22 protein-coding genes are annotated in these 23,464 nt (G+C 64.2%); 13 read left to right on the forward strand and 9 right to left on the reverse strand.

Annotated features, from left to right (window positions below):
- Positions 1–32 precede the first annotated feature (32 nt).
- Positions 33–500, forward strand: coding sequence for a CYTH domain-containing protein (locus IPK09_12465; GenBank protein ID MBK7984426.1), 468 nt, complete (start codon positions 33–35; stop codon positions 498–500).
- Positions 494–988, forward strand: coding sequence for a L,D-transpeptidase (locus IPK09_12470; GenBank protein MBK7984427.1), 495 nt, complete (start codon positions 494–496; stop codon positions 986–988). Before IPK09_12465 ends, IPK09_12470 begins: the two co-directional genes overlap by 7 nt.
- An 84-nt stretch (positions 989–1,072) precedes the next feature.
- Here the strand turns inward: IPK09_12470 and IPK09_12475 are convergent, their stop codons facing one another.
- Genes IPK09_12475 through IPK09_12490 form a run of 4 tightly spaced genes read right to left on the reverse strand, consistent with a single transcriptional unit; the run spans position 1,073 to position 5,385 of the window.
- Positions 1,073–1,567, reverse strand: a complete 495-nt coding sequence (locus tag IPK09_12475; protein MBK7984428.1) for an STAS domain-containing protein — start codon at positions 1,565–1,567, stop codon at positions 1,073–1,075.
- Position 1,568: 1 nt separating this feature from the next.
- The gene (locus IPK09_12480; GenBank protein MBK7984429.1) at positions 1,569–2,750 is read right to left on the reverse strand and encodes a SpoIIE family protein phosphatase; all 1,182 of its coding nucleotides are present in this window, start codon (positions 2,748–2,750) and stop codon (positions 1,569–1,571) included.
- Positions 2,747–3,136 (reverse strand): response regulator, encoded by a 390-nt coding sequence (locus IPK09_12485; protein MBK7984430.1) that lies wholly within the window; start codon positions 3,134–3,136, stop codon positions 2,747–2,749. Before IPK09_12485 ends, IPK09_12480 begins: the two co-directional genes overlap by 4 nt.
- Positions 3,133–5,385, reverse strand: a complete 2,253-nt coding sequence (locus IPK09_12490) for a PAS domain S-box protein (GenBank protein MBK7984431.1) — start codon at positions 5,383–5,385, stop codon at positions 3,133–3,135. The genes IPK09_12485 and IPK09_12490 overlap by 4 nt, the downstream gene beginning before the upstream one ends.
- A 74-nt stretch (positions 5,386–5,459) precedes the next feature.
- On the opposite strand from IPK09_12490, the gene nagZ reads away from it, so the two are divergent.
- The 4 genes from nagZ (at position 5,460) to IPK09_12510 (ending at position 8,611) form a co-directional block, all read left to right on the forward strand.
- On the forward strand, positions 5,460–6,506 hold the full coding sequence (nagZ, locus tag IPK09_12495; protein MBK7984432.1) for a beta-N-acetylhexosaminidase: 1,047 nt from the start codon (positions 5,460–5,462) through the stop codon (positions 6,504–6,506).
- A gap of 58 nt (positions 6,507–6,564) precedes the next feature.
- Positions 6,565–7,119 (forward strand): hypoxanthine-guanine phosphoribosyltransferase, encoded by a 555-nt coding sequence (locus IPK09_12500; protein ID MBK7984433.1) that lies wholly within the window; start codon positions 6,565–6,567, stop codon positions 7,117–7,119.
- A 67-nt stretch (positions 7,120–7,186) separates the two neighbouring features.
- Positions 7,187–7,942, forward strand: coding sequence for an S-methyl-5'-thioinosine phosphorylase (locus tag IPK09_12505; protein MBK7984434.1), 756 nt, complete (start codon positions 7,187–7,189; stop codon positions 7,940–7,942).
- A gap of 102 nt (positions 7,943–8,044) precedes the next feature.
- Positions 8,045–8,611 carry a methyltransferase type 12 gene (locus IPK09_12510; protein MBK7984435.1) on the forward strand — a complete coding sequence of 189 codons (567 nt, stop codon included), beginning with the start codon at positions 8,045–8,047 and terminating at the stop codon, positions 8,609–8,611.
- 83 nt (positions 8,612–8,694) lie between these two features.
- On the opposite strand, the gene IPK09_12515 is transcribed toward IPK09_12510, so the two are convergent.
- From IPK09_12515 to IPK09_12535, 5 genes are all read right to left on the reverse strand, one after another.
- The gene (locus IPK09_12515) at positions 8,695–9,249 is read right to left on the reverse strand and encodes a Sua5/YciO/YrdC/YwlC family protein (GenBank protein MBK7984436.1); all 555 of its coding nucleotides are present in this window, start codon (positions 9,247–9,249) and stop codon (positions 8,695–8,697) included.
- A gap of 1 nt (position 9,250) precedes the next feature.
- Positions 9,251–11,800 carry a DNA topoisomerase I gene (locus IPK09_12520; protein ID MBK7984437.1) on the reverse strand — a complete coding sequence of 850 codons (2,550 nt, stop codon included), beginning with the start codon at positions 11,798–11,800 and terminating at the stop codon, positions 9,251–9,253.
- A gap of 97 nt (positions 11,801–11,897) precedes the next feature.
- Positions 11,898–12,368, reverse strand: a complete 471-nt coding sequence (locus IPK09_12525) for a DUF494 domain-containing protein (GenBank protein ID MBK7984438.1) — start codon at positions 12,366–12,368, stop codon at positions 11,898–11,900.
- 79 nt (positions 12,369–12,447) lie between these two features.
- Positions 12,448–13,530 (reverse strand): DNA-protecting protein DprA, encoded by a 1,083-nt coding sequence (dprA, locus tag IPK09_12530; GenBank protein ID MBK7984439.1) that lies wholly within the window; start codon positions 13,528–13,530, stop codon positions 12,448–12,450.
- Between the two features lie 41 nt (positions 13,531–13,571).
- Positions 13,572–14,561, reverse strand: coding sequence for a LysM peptidoglycan-binding domain-containing protein (locus tag IPK09_12535; GenBank protein ID MBK7984440.1), 990 nt, complete (start codon positions 14,559–14,561; stop codon positions 13,572–13,574).
- Positions 14,562–14,962: 401 nt separating this feature from the next.
- Here IPK09_12535 and def point away from each other — a divergent pair, with 401 nt between their 5' ends.
- The 7 genes from def (at position 14,963) to trkA (ending at position 23,407) form a co-directional block, all read left to right on the forward strand.
- Complete coding sequence (gene def, locus IPK09_12540) at positions 14,963–15,475, forward strand: peptide deformylase (protein ID MBK7984441.1); 513 nt, start codon at positions 14,963–14,965, stop codon at positions 15,473–15,475.
- Between the two features lie 100 nt (positions 15,476–15,575).
- Complete coding sequence (locus IPK09_12545) at positions 15,576–16,526, forward strand: methionyl-tRNA formyltransferase (GenBank protein ID MBK7984442.1); 951 nt, start codon at positions 15,576–15,578, stop codon at positions 16,524–16,526.
- Complete coding sequence (rsmB, locus tag IPK09_12550; protein ID MBK7984443.1) at positions 16,523–17,836, forward strand: 16S rRNA (cytosine(967)-C(5))-methyltransferase RsmB; 1,314 nt, start codon at positions 16,523–16,525, stop codon at positions 17,834–17,836. The genes IPK09_12545 and rsmB overlap by 4 nt, the downstream gene beginning before the upstream one ends.
- Before the next feature lie 2 nt (positions 17,837–17,838).
- Positions 17,839–18,420, forward strand: coding sequence for a DUF4390 domain-containing protein (locus IPK09_12555; GenBank protein MBK7984444.1), 582 nt, complete (start codon positions 17,839–17,841; stop codon positions 18,418–18,420).
- The gene (locus tag IPK09_12560) at positions 18,408–20,651 is read left to right on the forward strand and encodes a HAMP domain-containing protein (protein MBK7984445.1); all 2,244 of its coding nucleotides are present in this window, start codon (positions 18,408–18,410) and stop codon (positions 20,649–20,651) included. The genes IPK09_12555 and IPK09_12560 overlap by 13 nt, the downstream gene beginning before the upstream one ends.
- The gene (locus IPK09_12565; protein ID MBK7984446.1) at positions 20,648–22,018 is read left to right on the forward strand and encodes a sigma-54-dependent Fis family transcriptional regulator; all 1,371 of its coding nucleotides are present in this window, start codon (positions 20,648–20,650) and stop codon (positions 22,016–22,018) included. Before IPK09_12560 ends, IPK09_12565 begins: the two co-directional genes overlap by 4 nt.
- Positions 22,019–22,027: 9 nt before the next feature.
- Positions 22,028–23,407 (forward strand): Trk system potassium transporter TrkA, encoded by a 1,380-nt coding sequence (gene trkA, locus IPK09_12570; protein ID MBK7984447.1) that lies wholly within the window; start codon positions 22,028–22,030, stop codon positions 23,405–23,407.
- Positions 23,408–23,464: the final 57 nt, after the last annotated feature.

Raw genomic sequence — 23,464 nt, forward strand, 5'->3', positions numbered from 1 at the left:
ACCGGGGCGATCCGTCGCCAGGAGTTTGCGGCATGGGGATTGAAATCGAACACAAGTTTTTGATTCGCAATGATGGCTGGCGTCAGCAAGTCGAACGTTCGGCGCGGATGCGCCAAGGCTATCTGACCAGCGACGCCCGCTGCTCGGTGCGGGTGCGACTGGCGGACGGTCAGGGCTTTCTCAACATCAAGAGCGGTACGCTCGGCATCCAGCGCAGCGAGTACGAATACCCGATCCCCGCCACGGAAGCCGAGGAAATCCTCGATGCCTTATGCGAGAAGCCGCTGCTGGAGAAAACGCGTCATTTCGTGCGTCACGGCCAACATCTGTGGGAAATCGACGAGTTCGCCGGCGACAACGCCGGGTTGATCGTGGCCGAAGTGGAATTGCGCCGTCCCGACGAACCCTTCGCGCGACCGGACTGGCTGGGTGAGGACGTTTCACACGACATCCGCTACTACAACTCGCAACTGGCCCGCCGTCCCTACACGACATGGTGAATCGCGAACGGGTGATCCGCGTCAGCATTCCCGAGCAGCAACTGACGCTGGCGGTGGGGGGGCGCACGCTGGCCTGCTATCCGGTCTCGACCGCCCTTAACGGCCCCGGCGAGCGGCGCGGCAGCGGTTGCACGCCGCGCGGCTGGCACCGCATCCGCATCAAGATCGGCGACGGCCTGCCGCCCGATGCCGTATTCGTCGGCCGGCGGCCGACCGGCGAAATTTACCATCCAGAACTGGCGGCGCGCCATCCCGAACGGGACTGGATTCTGACCCGCATTTTGTGGCTGACCGGGCTGGAACCGGGCTGCAATCGCGGGGGTGATCGCGATACCTTGCGCCGCTTCATCTACATTCACGGCTGCCCGGATACCGCGCCCCTGGGCGTGCCGCTGTCGCACGGTTGCATCCGCATGCACAACCCTGACTTGCTCGCCTTGTTCGAGTGGGTAGCGGCGGGCGACCGCGTCTTTATCGCCGGCTGCTAGCGAGCGATCCAGCCGCGCCCGCATTCCGTCGGCGCGTTGCAACCCGCGCTCCGTTGCCGCGTGGCCCGCGCTCGAACGCCAGCGTTAATGCGGGTCCAACTTGGCGCGCAGGTTGTCCAGCACCCCCTTGAAAACTTCCTGATTTTGCGGGTTGAGTTCGCTGAGGGTGCGATGCGCTTCGAATACGATGCGGGTTAGCTCCTCTTTGCACGGCGCCTCAATCGCCAACCGTCGCAGCGTTTCCGAGATGGTTTCGCCGGTGTCGCGGATGTCGAATATCTCATAAAATCCCATGGTTTCAAGCAGTTGATTCACATCGGGGTCCGTCGAGAACAAGGTGGTCTTGCGGCCGAAGCGCTCGCGGCTGAAATTGGCGATCTTCGCCAGCAACCCCAAACTGGTGCTGTCGATGGAACGGGTTTGCGTGATATCCACCACGATATCGTCATAATCGGCGCGGGCGAACAAACCGTCTAGAAAATCCGCCAACGCGCAACCCATGGTATAGCGAATTTCACCCGCCAGCTTGACGATATAGGTCGTTCCCTGTTTGGCGTAAAAAGCGGCGCCCTCGTCCATTTCAACCTCTCTTCTCGACTAGCAACAGGCTGATATCATCCGGCAGCAGGCCGGCGTGCTCCAGCCCCAGCGCCGCAATCAAACCGTCGAGCGTCAGATCGATCTTGCTCGCCACGTCCAGCAAGAACGCTTGCTTCTCGCGCAGATTGGCTTGCGGCAGGGTTTCGAGAATGCCGTCCGAAATCAGTAGAAGTGCGAATTCGGACGGGAGTTGCAGGGATTCGGTCTGGTAGCTGGCGAAATCAAACAGCCCGACCGGCAGGCTTTTCTTGCCGACATACGTCGCCTGCTGGCCATCGAACAGGATCGGAAAGGGGAATTGGCCGCCGCTGCTGTAGCGCAGGTGGTTGGTGTTCCAGTTGATGACCCCGAAAAAGATGGTCAGGTACTTATCCATGTGGCAACTGAACACTTCCCGATTCAGCCGGCTCAGCGTCTCGGCGGGATTCAGAATGCCGCGATCCCGGTTCTGCCGGTGCAGTTCCCGGTAACGGCCGATATAGCTTTTCAGCATGACTGTCACGAACGCGGAGGACACGCCGTGACCGGAAACATCGGCGATGTAGAACCCCAAATGCTCACCGTCGATGGGAAAATAATCCACGAAGTCGCCGCTGAGATATTGGGAGGTGAACAAATGGCGGCTGAATCGGTAATTTCGATAGAGCTTGTTGTTTTCGGGCAGCAGCTGAAACTGAATGCGCCGCGCGGCCGCTTCGTCTTCCTGCAAGCGCCGCAAGGTTTGCAGCAGTTGCTCGTTGACGGCTTCCAGATGCAAGCGATGTTCGCGATTTTCCCGCCGCAGCCGAGCGCGCTCCAAGGCATGGGCGATGGCGTGCTCCAGCATCGCCATATCCTCGATCGGCTTGGTCACGTAGTCCCAGGCTCCCAGCTTGAGCGCCTGAATGGCGTCGCTCATCCCGCCCAGACCGGACACCACCAGAATCGGCAGGTCGGGGTAATCGCGGGTTACGGCGGCCAAGACTTGCAAGCCGTCCATGCCCGGCAAGCGCAGATCGCACAACACCAGATCGGGCTGTTCCTGGCGGATCAGCTCAAGGCCGGTCGGCCCATCGGTGGCCTGGAGCACGACGAATCCGTTATCTTCCAAAAAGGCGGTGAGCACTTCCAAAAGCAGGGGCTCGTCGTCGATCATCAGGATGCGCGCGGCTCGCTCGCTCATGGTCGCACCTCTTGTGGGCTCGCCAACGCCCGCACCGCCGCCGCCAGCGGCCCCATGTCCTCCAACGGCTTGCGATAAACGCGGCTGTCGTCGAGACCCATGGTGCGTAAATCCTCGGGCAGGCTGTAGCTGGAAGAACCGGTATGAATCAGGAATTTCATCTCGGGATATAACTCGTGAAGCGCGCGGATGGCGGTGTTGCCGTCCATGTCCGGCAGGCGCATGTCCATGATGCAGACCGGGCAACTAACGCCGGCTTGCAGCCAGAACAGCGCGTGGGTCGCGGATTCGAAGGCGACCACGCCCAGGCCTTCGTCTTCCAAATACGCTTTCAAGTTTTCCCGAATCATTTCCTCATCGTCAACGATCAAAACCCAGCCCGTCATGACAACTTCTCCCGCACCAGCGGCAGGCGGATGCTGAAACAGGCGCCCTGCCCAGGTTTGGAGGTCACCGACAACCGGCCGTTGTGCTGTTCGGTGACGATGAAATAAGACACCGACAATCCCAGGCCGGTACCGACTCCAACATCCTTAGTCGTGAAAAAAGGCTCGAAAATGCGTTTGAGGGTTTTGTCCTCCATGCCGGGTCCGTTGTCAACCACTTCCAGCACGGCGTAATCCGCTTCGCGCGCGGTTCGCAAAAGGATTCTGGGCGACGGAGTCTCTTCCTCGGCCATGGCTTGGGCTGCGTTCTTGAGCAGGTTCAGAATCACTTGTTCGATTTCGGTCTTGTCGCAATACACCAGTCGCAAGGCGGGATCGTAGGCGCGTTCGATGCGGATTCGCTTGAAATCGTACTTCTTTTTCAGATCGTAGTCGCTAGCGGCCAACCGCAGCACGGTTTCCAGTAGGTCTTCCACCTCGACCAGGGCAAACTGCGCTTCGCTGCGCCGGCTGAACGACAGCATATCGGCCACGATCTTGGCCGCGCGCGCGCCGGCTTCGCGGATGCCTTCCAGCAAGCGCAGAATACCGCGTTCTTGCAGGTAGCGGTTGAGCTGGTTCAGATCGACGCCCAAAGCGTCGGCCGCGGCTCGATTCTGAGTCAGCTCCGGCCCGATGCGCCGCAGGATGTTTTGGCTGCCCTGCAAGATCGCGCCGAGCGGATTGTTGATCTCGTGCGCCATGCCGGCCGCCAGCCCGCCCACCGAAAGCATTTTCTCGGTCTGCACCATCATCGATTCGATGCGGACCCGGGCGGTGACATCATCCATTCGAATCACGGCGCCGCTCACGTTGTCCGCCATCAGGGGATAAACCATCACATCGGCATAATGCAGTTCACCGTCTACTTCCAGCGTCATGCGGGGCGTCTTGATCGGGTGGCCGTCCCGGATCGCCTGCCGTACCTGTTCGAACTGACTTTGCAACTGCGGAAAAACCTCCCCGAAGAACCGGCCCTGCGCCGCTGCCCAGGACACGCCGCCGGTCTGTTCGGCCGGTTGGTTCAGCACCGTGATGTAGCCCCAGGGATCGACGCCGACCAGCACCGAGGGCATCGAGTCGATGATGTTCTTGAGGTAGAGCCGCATCCGCGCCACTTCTTCCTTGGCGCGCTTTTGTTCGGTGATATCGATGGCTACGCTCAACACCGCCGCCTCGCTCATGCCGGATTCGTTAAAGGGGATCTTGATGGTTTGCAAGGTGCGGACGCGACCGGCGTGATCGGTGAACACCTCCTCGGGGATGAGTCTGGATTCCCAGTTTTCGAGCACGGCCCGATCATCGGCCAGCCTTTGTTCGACCTCCTCCGGCACGCTGTGACTGAGGTGATGAGAGCGGTCGACCAGCGCCTCGACCGTGGCGCCGTACGCGGCGGCGGTGGCGCGGTTGGCCAGCAGGAAATGGCCGTGGCGGTCGCGGGTGAAGATCATGTGCGGCACCAGATCGATGATGCGCCGCAAGCGCAGCTCGCTCTGGTAGAGCGCCGCCTCCGCCTTGGCCTGTTCGGTGATGTCGGTGCCGGTGCCCCGATAACCCCGAAACTGGCCCCGCTCGTCGTGGATAGGCTTACCGCTCACCTTCAGATAACGCCCGTTCTGCCGGTCGCCGAGCAATTGAGTTTGATAGATAAAATCGCGAAACGGCAACTGATTTTCCAAAGTCTCGCGGTGTTTGCGCCATTTTTGTAAGTCGATGCTGGCGCCGACCCCCGCCAGCTCCCAGCGCGTGAGCCCCAGCACGGCGTGGGTCTCGATCCCGGTCAAAGCCTGAAACCGCTCGGACAAATAGATAAACCGCAGGTTTTCATCCATTTCCCAGATCCAGTCGCTGGCGGCTTCCGTCACGTCGCGGAAACGGGCTTCGCTTTCGCGCAGCGCCGTTTCCACCCGTTGTCTTTCGTTCAGCTCGCGCTGCAACTGGTGGGCGCGTCGCACCGCCTCCTGACGCTGTAGCCAGCACCAAAACAACGCCACGACGGCGAGCAGGATCGCGGGAATCAGAATCAAAACCGTATAATTGATTTTTCCGTCCGTCACGCCCGAGCCGATCGGCTCGCCAAACCAATCGCTCGCAGCGCTCGCGCTCGCGGCCAGCGCGCCGAGCACCGCCGCCAGCAGCTCGCTCGACCCAAAGCGCCGCCGCGAAAGAGCGAGACGCTTACGGCTGGATAGGGCACGCGACATCGACATGGCAACTGGTCATCGTCCGATAAAACGCTATCATAGAACTGTTTTCTGCCAAGAATCGCTACGGGGCGCAAACAATGGCGTTGGGACCGGTGATGTTGGGGCTGGACGGTTTGGAATTGACGGCCGAGGAAGGCGAGCTGTTGCGACATCCGCTGGTCGGCGGCGTCATCCTGTTCGCCCGCAACTATCAATCCCCAGAGCAGGTGGCGGCGCTGACGGCGGCCATCCACGCCCTGCGGCAACCGCGCCTGCTGGTGGCGGTGGATCACGAAGGCGGCCGGGTACAGCGCTTTCGCGACGGCTTTACCCGGCTGCCGGCGGTGCGCTGTCTCGGCGAGATTTACGATCGCGATCGGATGCGCGCCAAGCAGCTGGCGCGCGCCACCGGCTGGTTGATGGCCGCCGAACTGCGGGCGGTCGGGGTCGACTTCAGTTTTGCGCCGGTTCTGGATTTAGACCACGGCGTCAGCGGCATCATCGGCGACCGGGCGTTCCATCGCGACCCGGAAGCGGTGGCCGATCTGGCCCACGCCTATGTCAGCGGCATGCAGAAAAGCGGGATGGAAGGCGTCGGCAAGCATTTTCCCGGCCACGGCGGCATCGCGGCCGATTCTCACCTGGAACTGCCGGTGGACCCGCGCTCCTACCAGGATTTAGCGGGCGCCGACCTGCTGGCGTTCGAACGGATGATCCATTACGGCTTGGCGGCGCTGATGCCGGCGCATGTGCTCTATCCGCAAGTGGACGACCGCCCGGCCGGCTTTTCGGCGCGCTGGCTGAAGGCCATCTTACGTCGCGACTTGGAGTTTCAGGGCGTGATCTTCAGCGACGATCTGGACATGGCCGGCGCGGTTGCAGCCGGTCCGCCGCCGGAACGGGCGCGCGCGGCGCTGGCCGCCGGTTGCGACATGGTGCTGGCCTGCAACGACCGCCGCGCCGCCGTCGCCATCCTCGATAACCTTCGCCACCCGCTGGAACCGGTCAGCCAATTGCGGCTGATCCGCTTGCACGGACGCGGCCACCCCACCGTGGAACGCTTGCGCCGCGAGCCGCTCTGGCAGCGAGCGACCCGGCTGGTGCGCGATTATGAGGCTTCGCCCTTGCTGGAAATGGACGTTTGATGGCTGCGAAATCCAGCGCCCCGCTCGCTCGCTCACCGATCCTTAACCGGGAGCAGCGATGACCGACATCAGTTCCGCGCAAGCGCTCGCCGCGCTAGCGCACGCCGATTTGTTGCATTCGCCCGAGCAGATCGAGAGCGCCCTGGACCGCATGGCCGCCGCCATTACCGCCGAATTGGAACAGCGCGATCCGTTGTTGCTGGTGGTGATGAACGGTGCGTTCGTGCCGGCCGCGCGGCTGCTGGCGCGGTTGCGCTTTCCGTTGCGGGTCGGCTATCTGCACGCCACCCGCTATCGCGGCGGCACGCGCGGCGGCGCCATCAAGTGGCTCGCAGGGCCTCGACCCGAGGTCGCCGGCCAAGTCGTGCTGGTGGTGGATGACATCTTCGATGAAGGCGACACCCTCAAGGCGATCCTCGCTGAAATCCGTCGCCGGGAGGCCAAGGCGGTCTACAGCGCCGTGCTGGTCGACAAACGGCACGACCGCAAGGTCGCCGGCCTGACCGTCGATTTCGTCGGTCTGGAGGTCCCGGATCGTTACGTGTTTGGCTGCGGCATGGATTACCACGATTACTGGCGCAACCTGCCGGCCATTTACGCCGTGGGCGACTGAGGCTTGAGTGGGCGCCATCCTCGATTCCCAGCTTGACGCGCCGCGCCTGTTTGTGAGGTGACCGCTCATGACATCGCCCATCGCCGTCATCGGCGGCACCGGCCTCACGTCTCTGGACACCCTGAAAATCACCCACCGGCAGACCGTGTCCACCCCCTACGGCGACCCGTCCAGCCCGCTGACCCACGGTGAATTGGGCGGCCGGAGCGTGGTGTTTCTGGCCCGGCACGGCCAACAGCACACCTTGCCGCCGCACAAGATCAACTATCGAGCCAATCTTTGGGCGCTGCACCGGCTCGGCGTGCAACAGGTGATCGCCGTGGCGGCGGTCGGCGGCATCCGTCACGACATGGCGCCCGGCGCGCTGGCCTTTCCCGATCAGTTGGTGGATTACACCTGGGGCCGGCATGGCACCTTCTTTGAGGACGATCTGAGTCACGTTACCCACATCGACTTCACCGAGCCTTACTGCCCCGCGTTGCGGGAACGGCTGATTCAAGACGCCCGCGCGCTGGAACTCGACGCCCGCGAATCCTGCACCTACGCGGCGATGCAGGGGCCGCGCCTGGAAACGGCGGCCGAAGTCCGCAAGCTGGAACGGGACGGGTGCGACATCGTCGGCATGACCGGAATGCCGGAAGCGGCGCTGGCCCGAGAGTTGGATTTATCCTATGTCACTTGCGCGGTCGTCGCCAATCGGGCCGCGGGGAAAGCGCCGGGAGAAATCACCATGGCCGAAATCCAGCAAAATTTGGTTTCGGGCATGGTTCGCGTCAAAATGCTGCTGGCGCGCTCGATTCCAACCTTGAGCGATCCGCTCTAAAAATCGCCGCTTGTCCAGCAGCAGCGCCACGCGATCAACTGGCGCGCCGTCGCCAAGAACAATGGCGCCGCCCATCAAACCCAACCGCTCACTGAAAATTTAATGAACAACAAATTGCTGTTTTTGCGGGAGTTCTTGAAAAATCCAGGCCAAGTCTCCTCGATCATTCCCAGCTCGCGCTTCCTCGAACAGCGCATCGTGCATTGGTCGGAAATGCGCTCGGCCAAAACCGTGGTGGAGCTGGGCGCGGGGGTCGGCGGCACCACCCAAGCGTTTTTGAACGCGCTGCCACCCGATGCAAAATTGCTGAGCATCGAGATCAATCCTCAATTTTGCACGCTGCTCCGGCAAATCGAGGATGACCGGCTCATCGTGCATTGCGGCGGCGCTCAAGAACTGCAAGACACGCTCGCGCAACACCATCTGCCCGCGCCGGAGGCGGTCGTTTCGGGGATCCCGTTTTCCAAGATCGGGCGTGACACCGGTTCGAGCATCATCAAGGCGATTGCCTCGGCCCTGGTCGTCGGCGGGCGCTTCGTGGCCTATCAAGTGAGCGACCAGGTTGCGGAACTGGCGCGGCCGCTGCTGGGAATGCCGGCGCGCGCCGGCCTGGAACTGCTCAATATTCCGCCGCTGCGGCTCTATCGCTGGGAAAAGTCGGCGGCCTGAACCTGAAAGACCGCATCGGATATGCCGGTCAGGGCTTGCGGCAAGACGGGCGCAACGAGCGGGGTGAGCGAGCCGCGCCCCGCTCACCCCCCCCGAAGCCGTCGGCCGCTGCGCACATCACGGATTTCCGTCGGCTGGGCCGCGCCGCCGGTCGGACCGGGCAGAAGATAATCGAGCTCGCGGCCCAGTTGCCGGCGGACCGCCAGCGCCGTTCGCGCCGGTGGCCGGCCGCTCCGATTGGCGCTGGTCGAAACCAGCGGATGACCGCACGCCCGACACAGCGCCGCCGCCAGCGGATGCGCGGTCACCCGCACCGCCAGCGTGTCGTGCCGGCCCCGCAGCCAACAGGGCGTTTCAGGCTTGGCGGGAATCAACCAGGTATGCGGTCCCGGCCAGCTTGTGGCGACCCGCTCCCGCTCGGCTGGCGTCAGCGGCTGCAAGAAGGGATCGAGCTGCGCAAAATCGGCGGCGATCAAGATCAATCCCTTCGAGACCGGTCGCCGTTTGAGCGCCAACAAGCGCCGCACCGCTCGTTCGGCGAGCGGATGGCAGCCCAAGCCGTAAACCGCTTCGGTCGGATAGGCGATGATGCCGCCGGCCCGGACCGTCCGGACGGCGGCGCGCAAGCGCGCCTCCACGTCAACGCGGGCGCGAGGCCGCGACGTTGGCGGCGGATTTCTTGGTGGGGGTCGTCTTGGCCGCCGTCGCCTTGGCGCTCTTGGTCTTGACGGCCGGCGTTTTGGACGCCGGCGTTTTGGCGGCGGCCGTCTTGACGCTCGCCACCTTGCCGGCCGTCGCCTTGGCGGCCGAAGTCCTGCCACCCGCCGCCTTACTGGAACCCGCCTTACCGGCGCGGCGTGGCCCGGCTTTCTTCTCGGGGGCCTCGCGCACCAGCAGCTCACATTCGGCCAAGGTCAAACTTGCCGGGTCGCGACCCTTAGGCAGACGGGCATTTTTTTTACCGTCGCTGATATAAGGCCCGTACCGGCCATTTAAAATCTGAATGGCCGACTCGGGAAACGTCCGCAGCACCTTGTTGGCCGCCGCTTGTTGGTGCGCGGCGATCAATTCCAACGCCCGTTCGCGGCTGACGCTATAGGGATCTTCATCTTTCAGTGAGACGTAAGTCTTCCCGTAGCGCACGTAGGGTCCGAACCGGCCGATGCTGGCTTGCATCGGTTCGCCCTCGGCGTTGGCCCCCAAATCGCGCGGCAACTGAAACAGCGCCAGGGCGTCATCCAAGGTGATGGCATCCATGCGCTGGTCCTGGCGCAGACTGGCAAAACGCGGCTTGTCGGCATCTTCCTTGACGCCGATTTGCGCGAACGGCCCAAACCGCCCCATCCGCACCGAAACCGGCTTGCCGGTCTTGGGATCGAGCCCCAACTCCCGGCTTTGAATCACTTCTTGGCGTGAGACGCTTTCGGCCTTTTCCTCGATCAATTGCTTGAACGGGTTCCAAAAACCCCGCATCAGCGGCACCCAGTCTTCTTCCCCCCGAGATACCGCGTCCAACTCATCTTCCAGTCGGGCGGTGAAGTCGTAATCCACGTAACGGGTGAAATGCCGGGTCAGAAAGCGGTTGACGATCCGGCCGATGTCGGTCGGCTTGAAACGGCGGCTGTCCAGCACCGCATAGTCGCGCGCCAGCAACGTCGAAATGATCGCGGCATACGTGGACGGTCGGCCGATTCCGTATTCCTCCAACGCCTTGACCAGACTGGCTTCGGAATAGCGCGGCGGCGGCTCGGTGAAATGCTGCTCCGGCCGCAGCGCCAACAAGTCCACCCAATCCCCTTCGCGCAGGGGTGGCAACACCCGGTCGTCGTCGTCGTCGCCGCAGTCGTCCACGCCTTCCTGATAAACCGCCATGAAGCCCGGTTCGGCAACCGTCGAGCCGGTGGCGCGAAAAGTATTGCCGGCGCCGCAACTCAAATCCACGGCGACCGTATCCAGCGTCGCCGAAATCATCTGACAGGCCACGGTGCGCTTCCAGATCAGTTCGTAAAGCGCATGTTGGTCGGCGTTGAGTTGAGCGCGGATCGAATCCGGCGCCACCGTCACCTCGGTCGGCCGGATCGCTTCGTGCGCCTCTTGGGCGTTTTTGGCTTTGGTCTTGAACGCGCGGGGACTGGGGGGTACGTTGTGCGCCCCGTAGCGCCGGGCGATCAAGTCTCGAATGGCGGCGATCGCTTCTTGCGCCAGATTGACCGAGTCGGTGCGCATGTAAGTGATCAACCCGACCGCGCCCTGCCCGGTGTCGATGCCTTCATAAAGCTGCTGGGCGACCCGCATGGTGCGCTGGGTCGAGAAACCTAGCTTGCGCGAGGCTTCCTGCTGCAAGGTCGAGGTGGTGAAAGGCGCGGCCGGATTGCGCTTGCGCTGCTTGCGCTCGACCCGCGCCACCCGCAAGCGGCCGACGGCGGCGGAATCCGACGGCTTGGATTCGGTCAGTTGGGCGCGGGCGGCGCTCAGCAAATCCCGCTCCATGGCCCGCGCCTGGTCGCGATCCGTAACGCTGAACTGGGCCAGCTTGGCGCCGCCGTATTCGCTCAGACGGGCGGTGAAGGGTTGCGCCTGTTTGGCGGCGTCGGCTTCCAGCGTCCAATACTCCCGCGTCTGAAAGCCTTCGATTTCTTGCTCGCGCTCGACGATCATCCGCAGCGCCGGCGATTGCACCCGGCCGGCGGACAGGCCGGGGCGAATTTTTTTCCACAACAGCGGCGACAGATTGAACCCGACCAGGTAATCCAGGGCGCGGCGCGCTTGCTGGGCATTAACCAAATCCAGCGACAGCTTGCGCGGATGATCGACGGCATCCTGAATCGCCCGTTGGGTGATTTCATGGAACACCACCCGCTGTACCGGTTTGTCGCGCAGCAAATCGCGCTGCCTCAGAATTTCGTACAGGTGCCAGGAAATGGCCTCGCCCTCCCGGTCGGGATCGGTGGCCAGGTACAACGTATCCGCTTTGGCCAGCGCCTTGACGATGGCATCGACATGGCGCTCGTTCTTGTCGATGAGCTGATATTTCATGGTGAAATCGCGCTCGGGATCGACGGCGCCTTCCTTGGGCACCAGATCGCGCACATGACCGTAGGAAGCGAGTATCTCGAAATCCGGGCCCAGATATTTCTTGATCGTCTTCGCCTTGGCCGGCGATTCGACGATAACCAGGTTTTTACTCATGAGCTCAGCATGGATAAAAAGGATGGGAGCGCCCGCCCGTCAAGGGCCGCCGGACGGCGAGAACGCGGGCGAGACACGAAAAGCGCGTGCTTGAGATCTAATGCAGGTAACCGGGAACCTCGTCGAACACCAGATCTTGCAACCAGGCGTAGGCCTCTTCCTGACCGGGCTGGTTGAACAATACCATCAAAATGATCCATTTCAACTGATTCAAACCGATCTCGTCGGCCTGGAGCGCCATGACGCGGTCGATGACCAGCTCGCGGGCTTCCGAAACGAGCACGCCGCTTTGCTCCAAAAACAGCAGAAATCCCCGGCACTCCACATCCAGCTTGGCGGCTTCCGGTTCGACGTAGATGCGGAAGGAGCTGGGGTTGACCGTCAGCGGAACCGTCTGGCGCTCGGTCAGACTGTCCAGCCACTCGAAGGCTTGTTGGATTTCCTGAGAGGGAAAGCCGGCGGCCAGCAGGTCGGTCTGAATGGACTCACGGTCAGGATCGTCGTCCGCCTCATCGTCCATATAGTGTTGAAACAGATACATCAACACATCCAGCATGTTTTCTTTCATTCCAACGCTCACCTTGGAAAACAAAAACCCCCGTCATCCGGCGAGGGTGGGGCCGATCCTGGAAGGCGCCAGCCGGCAATCACACTTTGAGGCGACAGTACCTACCGCCGGGAACGGCCGCCACATAACCCTCCAATTCCAAGATCAGCAGCATGGAGGAAACCACTTCCGCAGTCAATCCGCAACGCTCCACCAGCAGATCGACCGCCGCCGGCGCATCGCCCATCGCCGCCAGCAGTTGGCGGTAATCCTCATCCAGCGGCTTCGGCGGCGGCATCAGCGCCGGCAAGGCGGCGGGTGCATCGGCGCCCGCCGCCGCCAGCGGGCCTAGTTCTTCCAGAATATCGGCGGCCGTTTCCACCAGCTTCGCGCCCTGCCGCAGCAGCGCGTGACAACCTTTGGCCAGCGGATTGTGAATGGAACCGGGGATGGCGAACACCTCTCGCCCCTGATCGAGCGCCAAGCGGGCGGTGATGAGCGAGCCGCTCTGAAGGGCCGCCTCCACCACCAGCACCCCCAGCGCTAGCCCGCTGATCAGGCGGTTGCGCCGCGGGAAATTCTCGGCCAGCGCGGGCGTGCCGATGGGAAATTCCGAGACCAGCGCGCCGCGTTCGGCGATGGCGTGGGCTAAATCTCGATGTTTGGCGGGATACACCCGCTCCAGGCTGGTGCCCATGACCGCCACGGTCCAGCCGCCGGCGGCCAGCGCGCCCTGATGGGCGGCCGCGTCGATGCCGAGCGCCAAACCGCTGGTGACCGTCAAGCCGCCCTCGGCCAGAAAGGCGGCGAACTGTCGGGCGGTTTCCCGGCCCGGCGGCGTGGGGTGGCGGGTTCCGACGATGGCCAGTTGCGGCGCGCGCAGGCTATCCACCGCTCCACAGACGAACAACAGCGGCGGCGGGTGAACGAGTTGCCGCAACAGCGGCGGATAACGGCTGTCGTCCAGTCCCAACAACTGATTGCCGGGTTGCTTCAGCCAAGCCAGATCCCGCTCGACCCCCCGCCAGTCGGGCTCGCGCAAATAGTCGAGCGCGGCGGCGGGCAGGCCGAGCTGGTCCCACTCGGCCCGGTCGGCGGCCAAAGCGGCGCCGGCCGAGCCGAAGTGCTCCAGCAGCCGGCTGAAGCGGGCCGGGCCGATGCCCGGCGCCCGCAACAGCGCCAGCAATCCCGCGGGATCGGTCGCTGGCGGCGCGGCGTCCCGGTTCAGGGCGTGGTCACTCGATCCTGCAAGCGGATGGAACGCTCGGCCTGCATCACCAGTCCGTAGCTGACCAGCTCGTGGGCCTTATAGATCATCACCAAGCCGGCCCGCTCGCCCGGCAGGCGCACGGAGCCGCCCGATACCGGATCCTCGACCTTGCGGTCTTTACCGAACACCGCCAAAACGTGGCCGGGCTCGATCCCATCCTGAGCGCCCAGATTGATGATGACGCTGCTGTATTGGGTAATCTGGGTCACGTCGGCGTCGAGCTTGGCGATGATGGCGCCTTCAGTATCCGGCGGTACCGGATGCGGCTCGAAGCTGTACAGCTCGCGCTCCTCCTCAATCGCCAGCAACCGGTCGCCGGCGCGGACCGGCGCGACGGTGTGGGACAGGATGAACGTGGCCGGGTTCTCATCTCGCTCCAACGTCGCCTCACCGAGATAGATGCCGGCAACCCCCAGCGAGCGGCCGGAACCGGGTTCGCGCAACTCCTCGCCGGGACGGAACACCTGATAGCGCGTCTGGTCAAAGCTGAGGCCTCGAACGTAAACTCGGTCGCGGTCGGCGTAAACCGCCTGCTCGTCGTCATCGGTGATGATGTAAGGCATACTGCGCCAACTCGCTTCGCTCATCACTTCGGCGCGGGTCAGAAACGATTCGATTGCGTCGCGGGGAACCGGCGGGATCGGCTGAGTCAGCGTTTCGGCGCGGACCTCGGGCGAGAGCTTGATCAATGGCACCTCGCCACGGCTGGCTACCAGTTGCGGGTTGCCGTCGGCGTCGTGGCTGAAGCGGAGCACGTCGCCCGGATAGATCCGGTGCGGGTTGCGAAGCTGGGGGTTTTGCCGCCAGATGCGCCGCCACTGCCAGGGATTTTGCAGGAACCGGCCGGCGATCGACCACAGCGTGTCGCCGGGCGCCACGCTGTAGCTTTGCGGGTGATCGGGCCGCAGCGCGACCGGGCCTGCCTCGGCGACGGGTTTGCCCATTCTGGAGCGGGCGGCTCCTGGTTTCGCGAACGGTCCCTGGCTCGACTGCGCTGTTTCGCCCGGAGCGACCGGATAGTTTTGCGGAGGGCGTGCGCCGGCTTCCGCTCTGGCGGATTCCAATAGCGGTCCTGGTTCGTCACCGGCCGGAGCCGCTTCGGGTCGGGTAGGCGCTTGGGCGCACGATCCGAGCAGGACTGCCGCCGCCAGCGACAGGGCAGTCCCGAGATGCCTTGATGAACGCGTGATAGTCATGGTCCTTGCTCGTCATCCAAAGGAACGGGCGGGAGTGTATGCGGATTACCCCCTTGGCGCAAAGTATAGCCCCCGTAGTGTAATTTCTCGTATGATTTCCTGGTGAAAAAATCGATGCGGCGATCAAATCGGGCGTTTGCGGAGTCCCCATGGCAAAACTGACCATACTGCACTATCCGGATCCCCGGCTGCGCAAGCCGGCATTGGCGGTGGAAACCGTCGACGAAGGCGTGCGCGCCTTGATCGATGACCTGCTGGAGACCATGTACGCGGCGCCGGGCATCGGTCTGGCCGCCACCCAAGCCAACGTTCAGAAACGGATTGTGGTGATGGATGTCTCCGAGGAGAAAAACCAGCCGCTGGCATTCATCAATCCGAGCGTGCTCGAACGGGAAGGGGAATGCGAGTCGGAGGAAGGTTGTCTGTCGGTGCCCGGTTTTTATGAAAAGGTCGAGCGGGCCGAGCGGATCCGCGTCAGCGCCCTGGACCGTAACGGCGATCCGTTCGAACTGGAGGCTCGCGGCTTGCTGGCGGTCTGCGTCCAGCATGAGATCGATCATTTGGACGGCAAATTGTTCGTGGATTACCTGTCGGTGTTGAAACGCGACCGCATCCGCAAAAAACTGGAGAAGCAAGCCCGCCTCGAAGCGCGCGCCTCTTGAGCATGGATTTCCGCGCGCCGCGCGCCCTTCACCGCTCTTGCCGGCTGACCCCGCCCGGCGCCCGACGCCCGGCGGCGTCTTCAGCCGATTGCATCAACCCATGACGACGACTCTACCGCGTCTGATCTTTGCGGGTACCCCCGAATTTGCCGTTCCGAGCCTGCACGCGCTGTTGGCTGCGGGTTATCCGCTCGTTGCGGCCTATACCCAGCCGGACCGGCCGGCCGGCCGTGGCCGCCAGCCGCGCGCCAGTCCGGTGAAAACCGCCGCGCTGGCCGCTGGGATACCGGTCTACCAGCCCGACAGCTTGCGCGACCCGGCCACCCAAAGCGAACTGGCCGCCCTGGCCCCGGATTTGATGGTGGTGGCCGCTTACGGCCTGATCCTGCCGCCAGCGGTGCTGGCGATTCCCCGGCTGGGCTGCGTCAACGTCCATGCTTCGCTGTTACCGCGCTGGCGCGGCGCGGCCCCGATCCAGCACGCCGTTCTGGCGGGGGATGCCGAAACCGGAGTCTGCATCATGCGCATGGAAGCCGGCCTGGATACCGGCCCCGTTTACGCCCGCGCTTCCTGTCCGCTCGCGCGCGGAACCACCGGCGGCGAGTTGCACGACCGATTGGCGGTCTTGGGCGCGCAGACTTTGCAAACGGCAATGCCGGGAGTGCTGGCCGACGCTTTGGCGGCGGTGCCCCAAGACCACCGCCGAGCGACCTACGCCCCCAAACTGGCGAAAAGCGCAGCCGAACTCAATTGGAACCGCCCGGCCTTGGAGCTGGAACGGCAGGTGTTAGCCTTCAACCCGCATCCGGTGGCCCAGACTCATGCGGACGGTCAAACCGTGCGCATCTGGCGGGCGCGCGCCGAGGCGGAAACATTACACGGCGTCACGCCGGGAACCGTGCTGCGAGAGAACAGCGCCGGCATCGCCGTCGCCACCGGCGCGGGCGTGTTGCAGCTGACCGAAGTGCAACTGCCGGGCGGGCGGGCTCTGCCGGCTGCGGCGTTCTTGACCGCCCACCGGTTGGCCGGCCGGCGGCTGGGCGTGGCATGAACGTCCGCGCCAACGCGGTCCAGGTGCTGGTTCAGGTGTTGGGCGAGGGCCGCTCGCTGGCGACGGCGCTTCCACCAATCCTGAACCGGAGCGCCGTTCGCGACCGAGGCTTGCTGCGCGAGCTGTGTCACGGTGTCTGCCGCTGGTATTTCCAATTGCAAAGGCAGCTCGACCAGTTGTTGACGCGGCCGCTGGCGGCGACAGAAAACGGCGTTCGCGCCCTGCTGCTGCTCGGTCTCTATCAGTTGTGGCACTTGCGCGTTCCCGACCATGCGGCCGTCTCCGAGACGGTCGCCGCCGCCCGTCAGCTGTGTAAACCGTGGGCGGCGGGGCTGACCAACGCGGTGTTGCGCGCCGCCTTGCGCCGGAAGAAAGAGCTGGCGACGCTCTTGGAAAGCGATTCAGAGGCCAAGACCGCCCACCCGCGTTGGTTGCTGGAACGGTTGCGGCAAGACTGGCCGGACGACTGGCCGGCCATCGTCGCCGCCAACAACACCCGCCCTCCTTTTGTCCTTCGCGTCAACCTGCGCCGCCTAGCGCGCGAGGACTACCGGCGGCGGCTGGCTGAAGCAGGACACGCCGCCGAGGCGGTGCCGGGTGTCCCGACGGCGCTGCTCCTGGCCGAACCGACCGACGCCGCGCTGCTGCCCGGCTTCGCTGATGGCTGGGTGTCGGTGCAGGATGGCGCCGCGCAACTGGCGGCGTCCCTGTTGGAGGTCCGACCGGGGCAGCGGGTGCTGGATGCCTGCGCCGCGCCCGGCGGCAAGACCGGCCATCTGCTGGAACGCGCACCGAATTTGGAGCTGACCGCGCTCGATTGGGACGCCGGCCGGCTGGAACAGGTGCGCGCTACCTTGGGCCGGCTGCGGGAGAACGCCCGCCTGATCGCGGGTGACGCCGCCCGGCCGGCGGATTGGTGGGACGGCATTCCCTTCGACCGCATTCTGGTGGATGCGCCCTGTTCGGCCACCGGCGTGATTCGTCGCCATCCCGACATCAAGCTGTTGCGCCGCGAGAGCGACATCGCCGCGCTGGCCGAGCAACAGCAGGCGTTCCTGCTGGCGCTGTGGCCGCTGCTGCGGCCGGGCGGTCGCTTGCTGTACGCCACCTGCTCGGTACTGCGCCAAGAAAACGAGCGGGTGATCGCCGCTTTTCTCGCCGCTCGGCCCGACGCCGTTGAATGGCCCATCGCGGCCGAGTGGGGCCGCGCTTTGCCGCACGGCCGCCAGCTGCTGCCGGGTGAAGCGACCATGGACGGTTTCTACTACGCCGGTTTGTGCAAACCACCGGCCGCGGCCCCTGGAACGTAGTCATGTCGGCCGGCGCGCGACGGATTTGGACACCCGGCCGGGTCGCCGGCCTGCTGTCGGCGCTGCTGTGGGGTTTGTTGGAGCTTTCCAACGCCTGGGCGGCCGGCTTTGAGGTGCTCGCCGCCTCCACCAAGCTGGACGGTGGGGTTTACCGGCTCGATGCCCGCATCGAATATCATTTCAGCAATGCGGCGTTGGAAGCCTTGCAAAACGGCGTCCCCCTCATCATCGAACTGGAAATGCAGGTCCGCCGCCGCCGCCCTTGGGTGTGGGATGAGACGGTTTATTCCCTGGGCCAGCGCTTCAAGCTGGAGTATCACGCGCTCAGCCGTCAGTACTTGGTGAGCAATCTCAACAGCAAAGAGCGCCGCGGCTTCACCAGCCGGAGCGCCGCATTGCAGTTCATGGGCCAGATCAACGGCTTTCCCATGCTCGATCGGGGCCTGCTGGCGCGCAATGAGCGCTATGAAGGCGCCTTGCGGGTCTGGCTCGATATCGAATCCCTGCCGGCGCCGATGCGGGTGTTCGCCTATCTGTCCGACAGCTGGCGCCTGACCAGCGAGTGGTATACATGGCCACTCTGATCCGCCGTTTCGCCAGCGGCCGGGGGCTGGCGCTCACCTTGCTGCTGTTCGGCTTGCTGCTGGTGCTGCTGATTCTGATGGGTCGCGCCACCACCAACTCGGCCAAGTTCGGACAGATGTACGGCTGGCTGCTGCTGGTCAGCGCCATCGGCCTGGGGGCTTTGGCCAGTCTGATCCTGTACAACCTGATCGCCCTGATCGGCCTGTACCGGCGTCGGGCCCCCGGCTCGCGCCTCACCCTGCGGCTGACCGGCATTTTCGCGCTGCTGGCCATCACCCCCGTGGCGCTGGTGTACGGTTTTTCGCTGCACTTCTTGCAACGGGGTATCGATAGCTGGTTCGACGTGCAGGTGGATCGCGGCCTGGAAAACGCCTTGGAGCTCAGCCGGACCGCCCTGGATCTGCGGATGCGCGAGGTACTCAAGCAAGCCTTGCGGGTCGCCGTCAGCGTCGCGGACAGCGACGGCGAGCAGGCCGGCCGGCGCCTGGACGACCTACTCGATCTCGGCGAGGCGTCCGAGCTGACCCTGTTCGGCCAGGGCGGCCGAATCATCGCCACCGCCAGCATGGACCCGGCGGCGATCCTGCCGCACCCCCCACCGGAAACGGCGCTGCTGCAAGTCCGCCAAGGCCGCAATTACGTCGGACTGGAACCGATCGGCGACGCCGGCTTTCACGTTCGCGTCGTGGTGCCGGCCACCTCCCTCGGCAACGAGGAACGGCAGTTGCAGGCCCTGTTTCCGGTCACCGACCGTTTGAGCCTGCTGGCCGACGCGGTGCAAGCCGCCTTCGACAGTTACCGGGAATTGATCTTCCTGCGGGCGCCGCTCAAGGCCAGCTTCACGTTGACCCTGTCGCTGGCGCTGTTGCTGGCGGTGCTGGCGGCGTTCTGGGCCGCGTTCTACACCGCGCGCCGGCTGGTGCAGCCCTTGCGCGAGCTGGTCGACGGCACCCAGGCGGTCGCCGTGGGCCAGTTCAACAAACAACTGGCCGGCGCCGGGGCCGGCAGCGACGAGCTGGGCTTTTTGGTGGAATCCTTCAACCAGATGATCCGCAATCTGGCGCAGGCGCATGACGCCGCCCAACGCAGCCAGGGGCTGGTCGAAAGCCAGCGCGCCTACCTGGAAACGGTGTTGGCGCGGCTGTCGTCGGGGGTGCTGACCATGGATCAGGGCGGCCGCCTGCAAACCTGCAACGCGGCGGCCAGCCAAATCCTGGAGGTCGACTTGCAGGAGTATCTCGGCGCCGACAGTCAGTGGATCGCCGTGGCGCACCCGATGTTGCAGGAGTTCATCGCCGCCATCGGTCCGCACTTGACCGAGACCGGCGACTGGCGCCAGGAAATCGCCTGGTTCGGCACCGCCGGCCGGCGCATTCTGATGTGTCGCGGCAGCTCGTTGCCGGATGCGGTCGGCCTTCACGGGGGTCACGTCATCGTCTTCGACGACATCACTCACGTCGTCCAGGTCGAGCGCGAGGCGGCCTGGTCCGAAGTGGCGCGGCGCCTCGCCCACGAGATCAAGAACCCGCTGACGCCGATCCAACTGGCCGCCGAGCGCATCCGCCATAAATATCTCAAGCAATTCGACGAGGAACAAGGCAAGGTCCTGGAGCGCGGCACCCACACCATCGTCCAGCAGGTTCAGGCGATGAAGGAAATGGTGGACGCCTTCAGCGAATACGCCCGCCCGCCGCGCTTGCAACTGGCGCCGCTGGAATTGAACGAATTCGTCACCGAGGTGCTTTATCTCTACCGCGATTACCCGGCGGGCGTGGAAATCAAGCTCGATCTGACCCAAGAACCCTTGCGGGTCAACGGCGACAAGGGCCGGCTGCGGCAACTGCTGCACAATTTGGTTAAGAACGCCATCGAAGCGATCCGCGACGGCCACGGCTCGACGTTGTGGATCAGCACCCGCCGCGAGCACGTCGCCGGCACCGACCGGGTCGAACTCAGCGTGCGCGACGACGGGCCGGGTTTCCCCGATTCCGTGCACGCCAACGCCTTCGAGCCCTACGTGACTACCAAACTCAAGGGAACCGGGCTAGGATTGGCGATCGTCAAAAAAATTGTCGAAGAGCATGGCGGCTGGATTCAATTGGAAACCCCGGCGGACGGCGGCGCCCGGATCGCGATTCGCTTGCCGATCTTTCACGACGGCGCCGACGCTCCAACTCCACCCGCCGTTCCCGCCGCGCCGTTGCACACTGATAAGGAGGCCGCCGGATGAGCGCGTCTTATATTCTGGTCGTTGATGACGAACCCGACATTCGCGACTTGGTCAAGGAAATTCTGGAAGATGAAGGCTATGCCGTCTCGACCGCCGAGAACGCCGCCGCCGCCCGCGAGGCGCGCCGCGCGCAGCGGCCCGATTTGATCCTGCTCGACATCTGGATGCCGGACACCGACGGCATCACCCTGCTCAAGGAATGGAGCGAGGGCGATCACCTGCCGTGCCCGGTCATCATGATGTCCGGCCACGGCACCGTCGAGACGGCGGTGGAAGCGACCCGGCTGGGCGCTTACGATTTCATCGAAAAACCCCTGTCCATGGCCAAGCTGCTGCTGACCGTGGAGCGGGCGTTGGAGGCGGACCGGCTGGCGCGGGAAAACCTCAACCTGCGCCGCCAGCAGCGGATCGTGGCCGAACCGGTCGGGCGCAGCGAAGTCGTCCAGCGGCTGCGCGCCCAGGTGCTGCGGATCGCCCAGCACGATGCCCCGATCCTGATCTTCGGCGAGCCCGGCACCGGCAAGGAAGTCTACGCCCGCTTCCTGCATGCCCACAGCCTGCGGCGCGGCGGCCCGTTCGTGGATGTGGGAGTCGGCTCCATCGCCCGAGAAAACGCCAGCCTGGAGCTGTTCGGCTCCGAACAGGGCGACCGGATTCACTACGGCCGGCTGGAGCAAGCCAGCGGCGGCACCCTGTTTCTGGACGAGTTGGCCGACATGGATCTGGAAGCGCAAGCCAAGCTGGCCAGCGCCCTGGAGAATGGCTCGTTCCTGCGCATCGGCGGCAAGGAGCCGGTCCGGGTCAACGTCCGAGTGGTGGCCGCCACCCACCGCGATCTGGAGCAGGAAGTCGCGCTGGGCCGGTTTCGCGAAGATCTTTATTACCAGCTCAACGTTGTCCCCATCAAACTGCCGCCGCTGCGCGATCACATCGAGGACGTGCCGGAGCTGCTCAACTATTACATCGGCTACTTCGTCGATCAGGAAAGTCTGATCTACCGCCACTTTACCCTAGCCGCCCAGAACCGCCTGCGCAACTACAACTGGCCCGGCAACATCCGCGAGCTCAAGAATCTGGTGCAACGCCTGTTGATCCTGGGCGGCGACGAGGAGATCACTCAGGACGAAGTGGACGCCGCCGTGCGCGGCATCACCGCCGTCAAGGCCCAGGATGTCGGCAGCATTCCGCTGAACTTGCCGCTGCGGGAGGCCCGCGAGCAATTCGAACGGACCTATCTGATGCAGCAGTTTCGCGAATGCGAAGGCAACGTGGCGCGGCTGGCCGATCGGGTCGGCATGGAGCGCACCAACCTGTATCGCAAATTGCGCGCCCTGGGCATCGACCCCAAGAAAGCTCTCGACGAGTAAGGAGCGGACGTGAAGATCGTGATTCTCGGGGCCGGCCAAGTCGGTGGCTCGGTCGCGCACATCCTGGCCGGCGAGGCCAACGACGTGACCGTGGTGGACGCCAACCCCGAACGCTTGCAGGCCCTGCAAGACCGGCTGGACATCCGCACCGTTCGCGGCAGCGCCTCCTATCCTTCCGTGATGGAACAGGCCGGCATCGCCGACGCCGACATGCTGATCGCGCTGACCGACAGCGACGAAGCCAACATGATCGCCTGCCAGATCGCCCACACGTTGTACAACACGCCGACCAAGATCGCCCGGGTCCGCGCCGGCAGTTACACCGCCTATCGCGACCAACTGTTCAAGGACGACGCGCTGCCGGTGGACGTTTTGATCAGCCCCGAACAACTGGTGACCGATTACATCCAGCACATCATCGAGCATCCCGGCGCGCTCCAGGTGCTGGATTTCGCCGAGGGTCAGGTGCGGCTGGTCGGCGTCAAGGCCTACGAGGGCAGCACCCTGATCGGCCAGGCGCTGCGCACCCTGCCGGAGCGGATGCCGGGCATCGACACGCGGGTGGCGGCCATCTTTCGCCAGGGCAGTCCGATCATGCCGGAAGGCGACACGGTGATCGAGCCCGACGACGAGGTCTTCCTGATCGCCGCCCGCAAGAACACCCGCGCCATCGTCGCCGAACTGCGCAAGCTGGACCGGATGGTCAAACGCATCATCATCGCCGGCGGCGGCCACATCGGCGCCCGGCTGGCGCAAGGACTGGAAGACCGGTTTCAGGTCAAGATCATCGAACGCAATCCGGCCACCAGCAAGCGGCTGTCCGAACAACTGGACCGGGCCATCGTGCTGCACGGCGATGCGGCCGACGAGAATCTGCTGCGCCAGGAAAATATCGAACACGTCGACGTGTATTGCGCCGTTACCAACGACGACGAGGCCAACATCCTCTCGGCGATGCAGGCCAAGCGGATGGGCGCCCGCAAGGTGATGGCGCTCATCAACTTGTTATCCTATGTCGATCTGGTCGAATCCTCCGGCATCATCGACGTGGCGATCTCGCCGCAGCAGGCCACCATCGGCACCCTGCTGACCCACGTCCGCCGCGGCGATGTGGTCAAGGTGCATTCCCTGCGCCGGGGCGCGGCGGAGGCCATCGAAGCCATCGCCCACGGCGACTACAAGACCTCCAAGGTGGTCGGCCGGCGCATCGAGGAAATCCGCCTGCCGCCGGGCACCACCATCGGCGCCATCGCGCGCGGCGATGAGGTGGTGATCTGCCACCACGATACCGTCATCGAAGCGGACGATCATGTGATCCTGTTTCTGGTCGACAAGAAACGGGTAGCGGAGGTGGAACGCCTCTTTTCGGTTGGAGCGACTTTCATTTAAGCCCGCGCCGCGAGAAAAACCCTTATGTTAGAATGCATCCAAATTGGCCTCAGGGGC

It is taken from the genome of Candidatus Competibacteraceae bacterium, assembly GCA_016713505.1.
In the GTDB taxonomy this organism is placed as follows: Bacteria; Pseudomonadota; Gammaproteobacteria; order Competibacterales; family Competibacteraceae; genus Competibacter_A.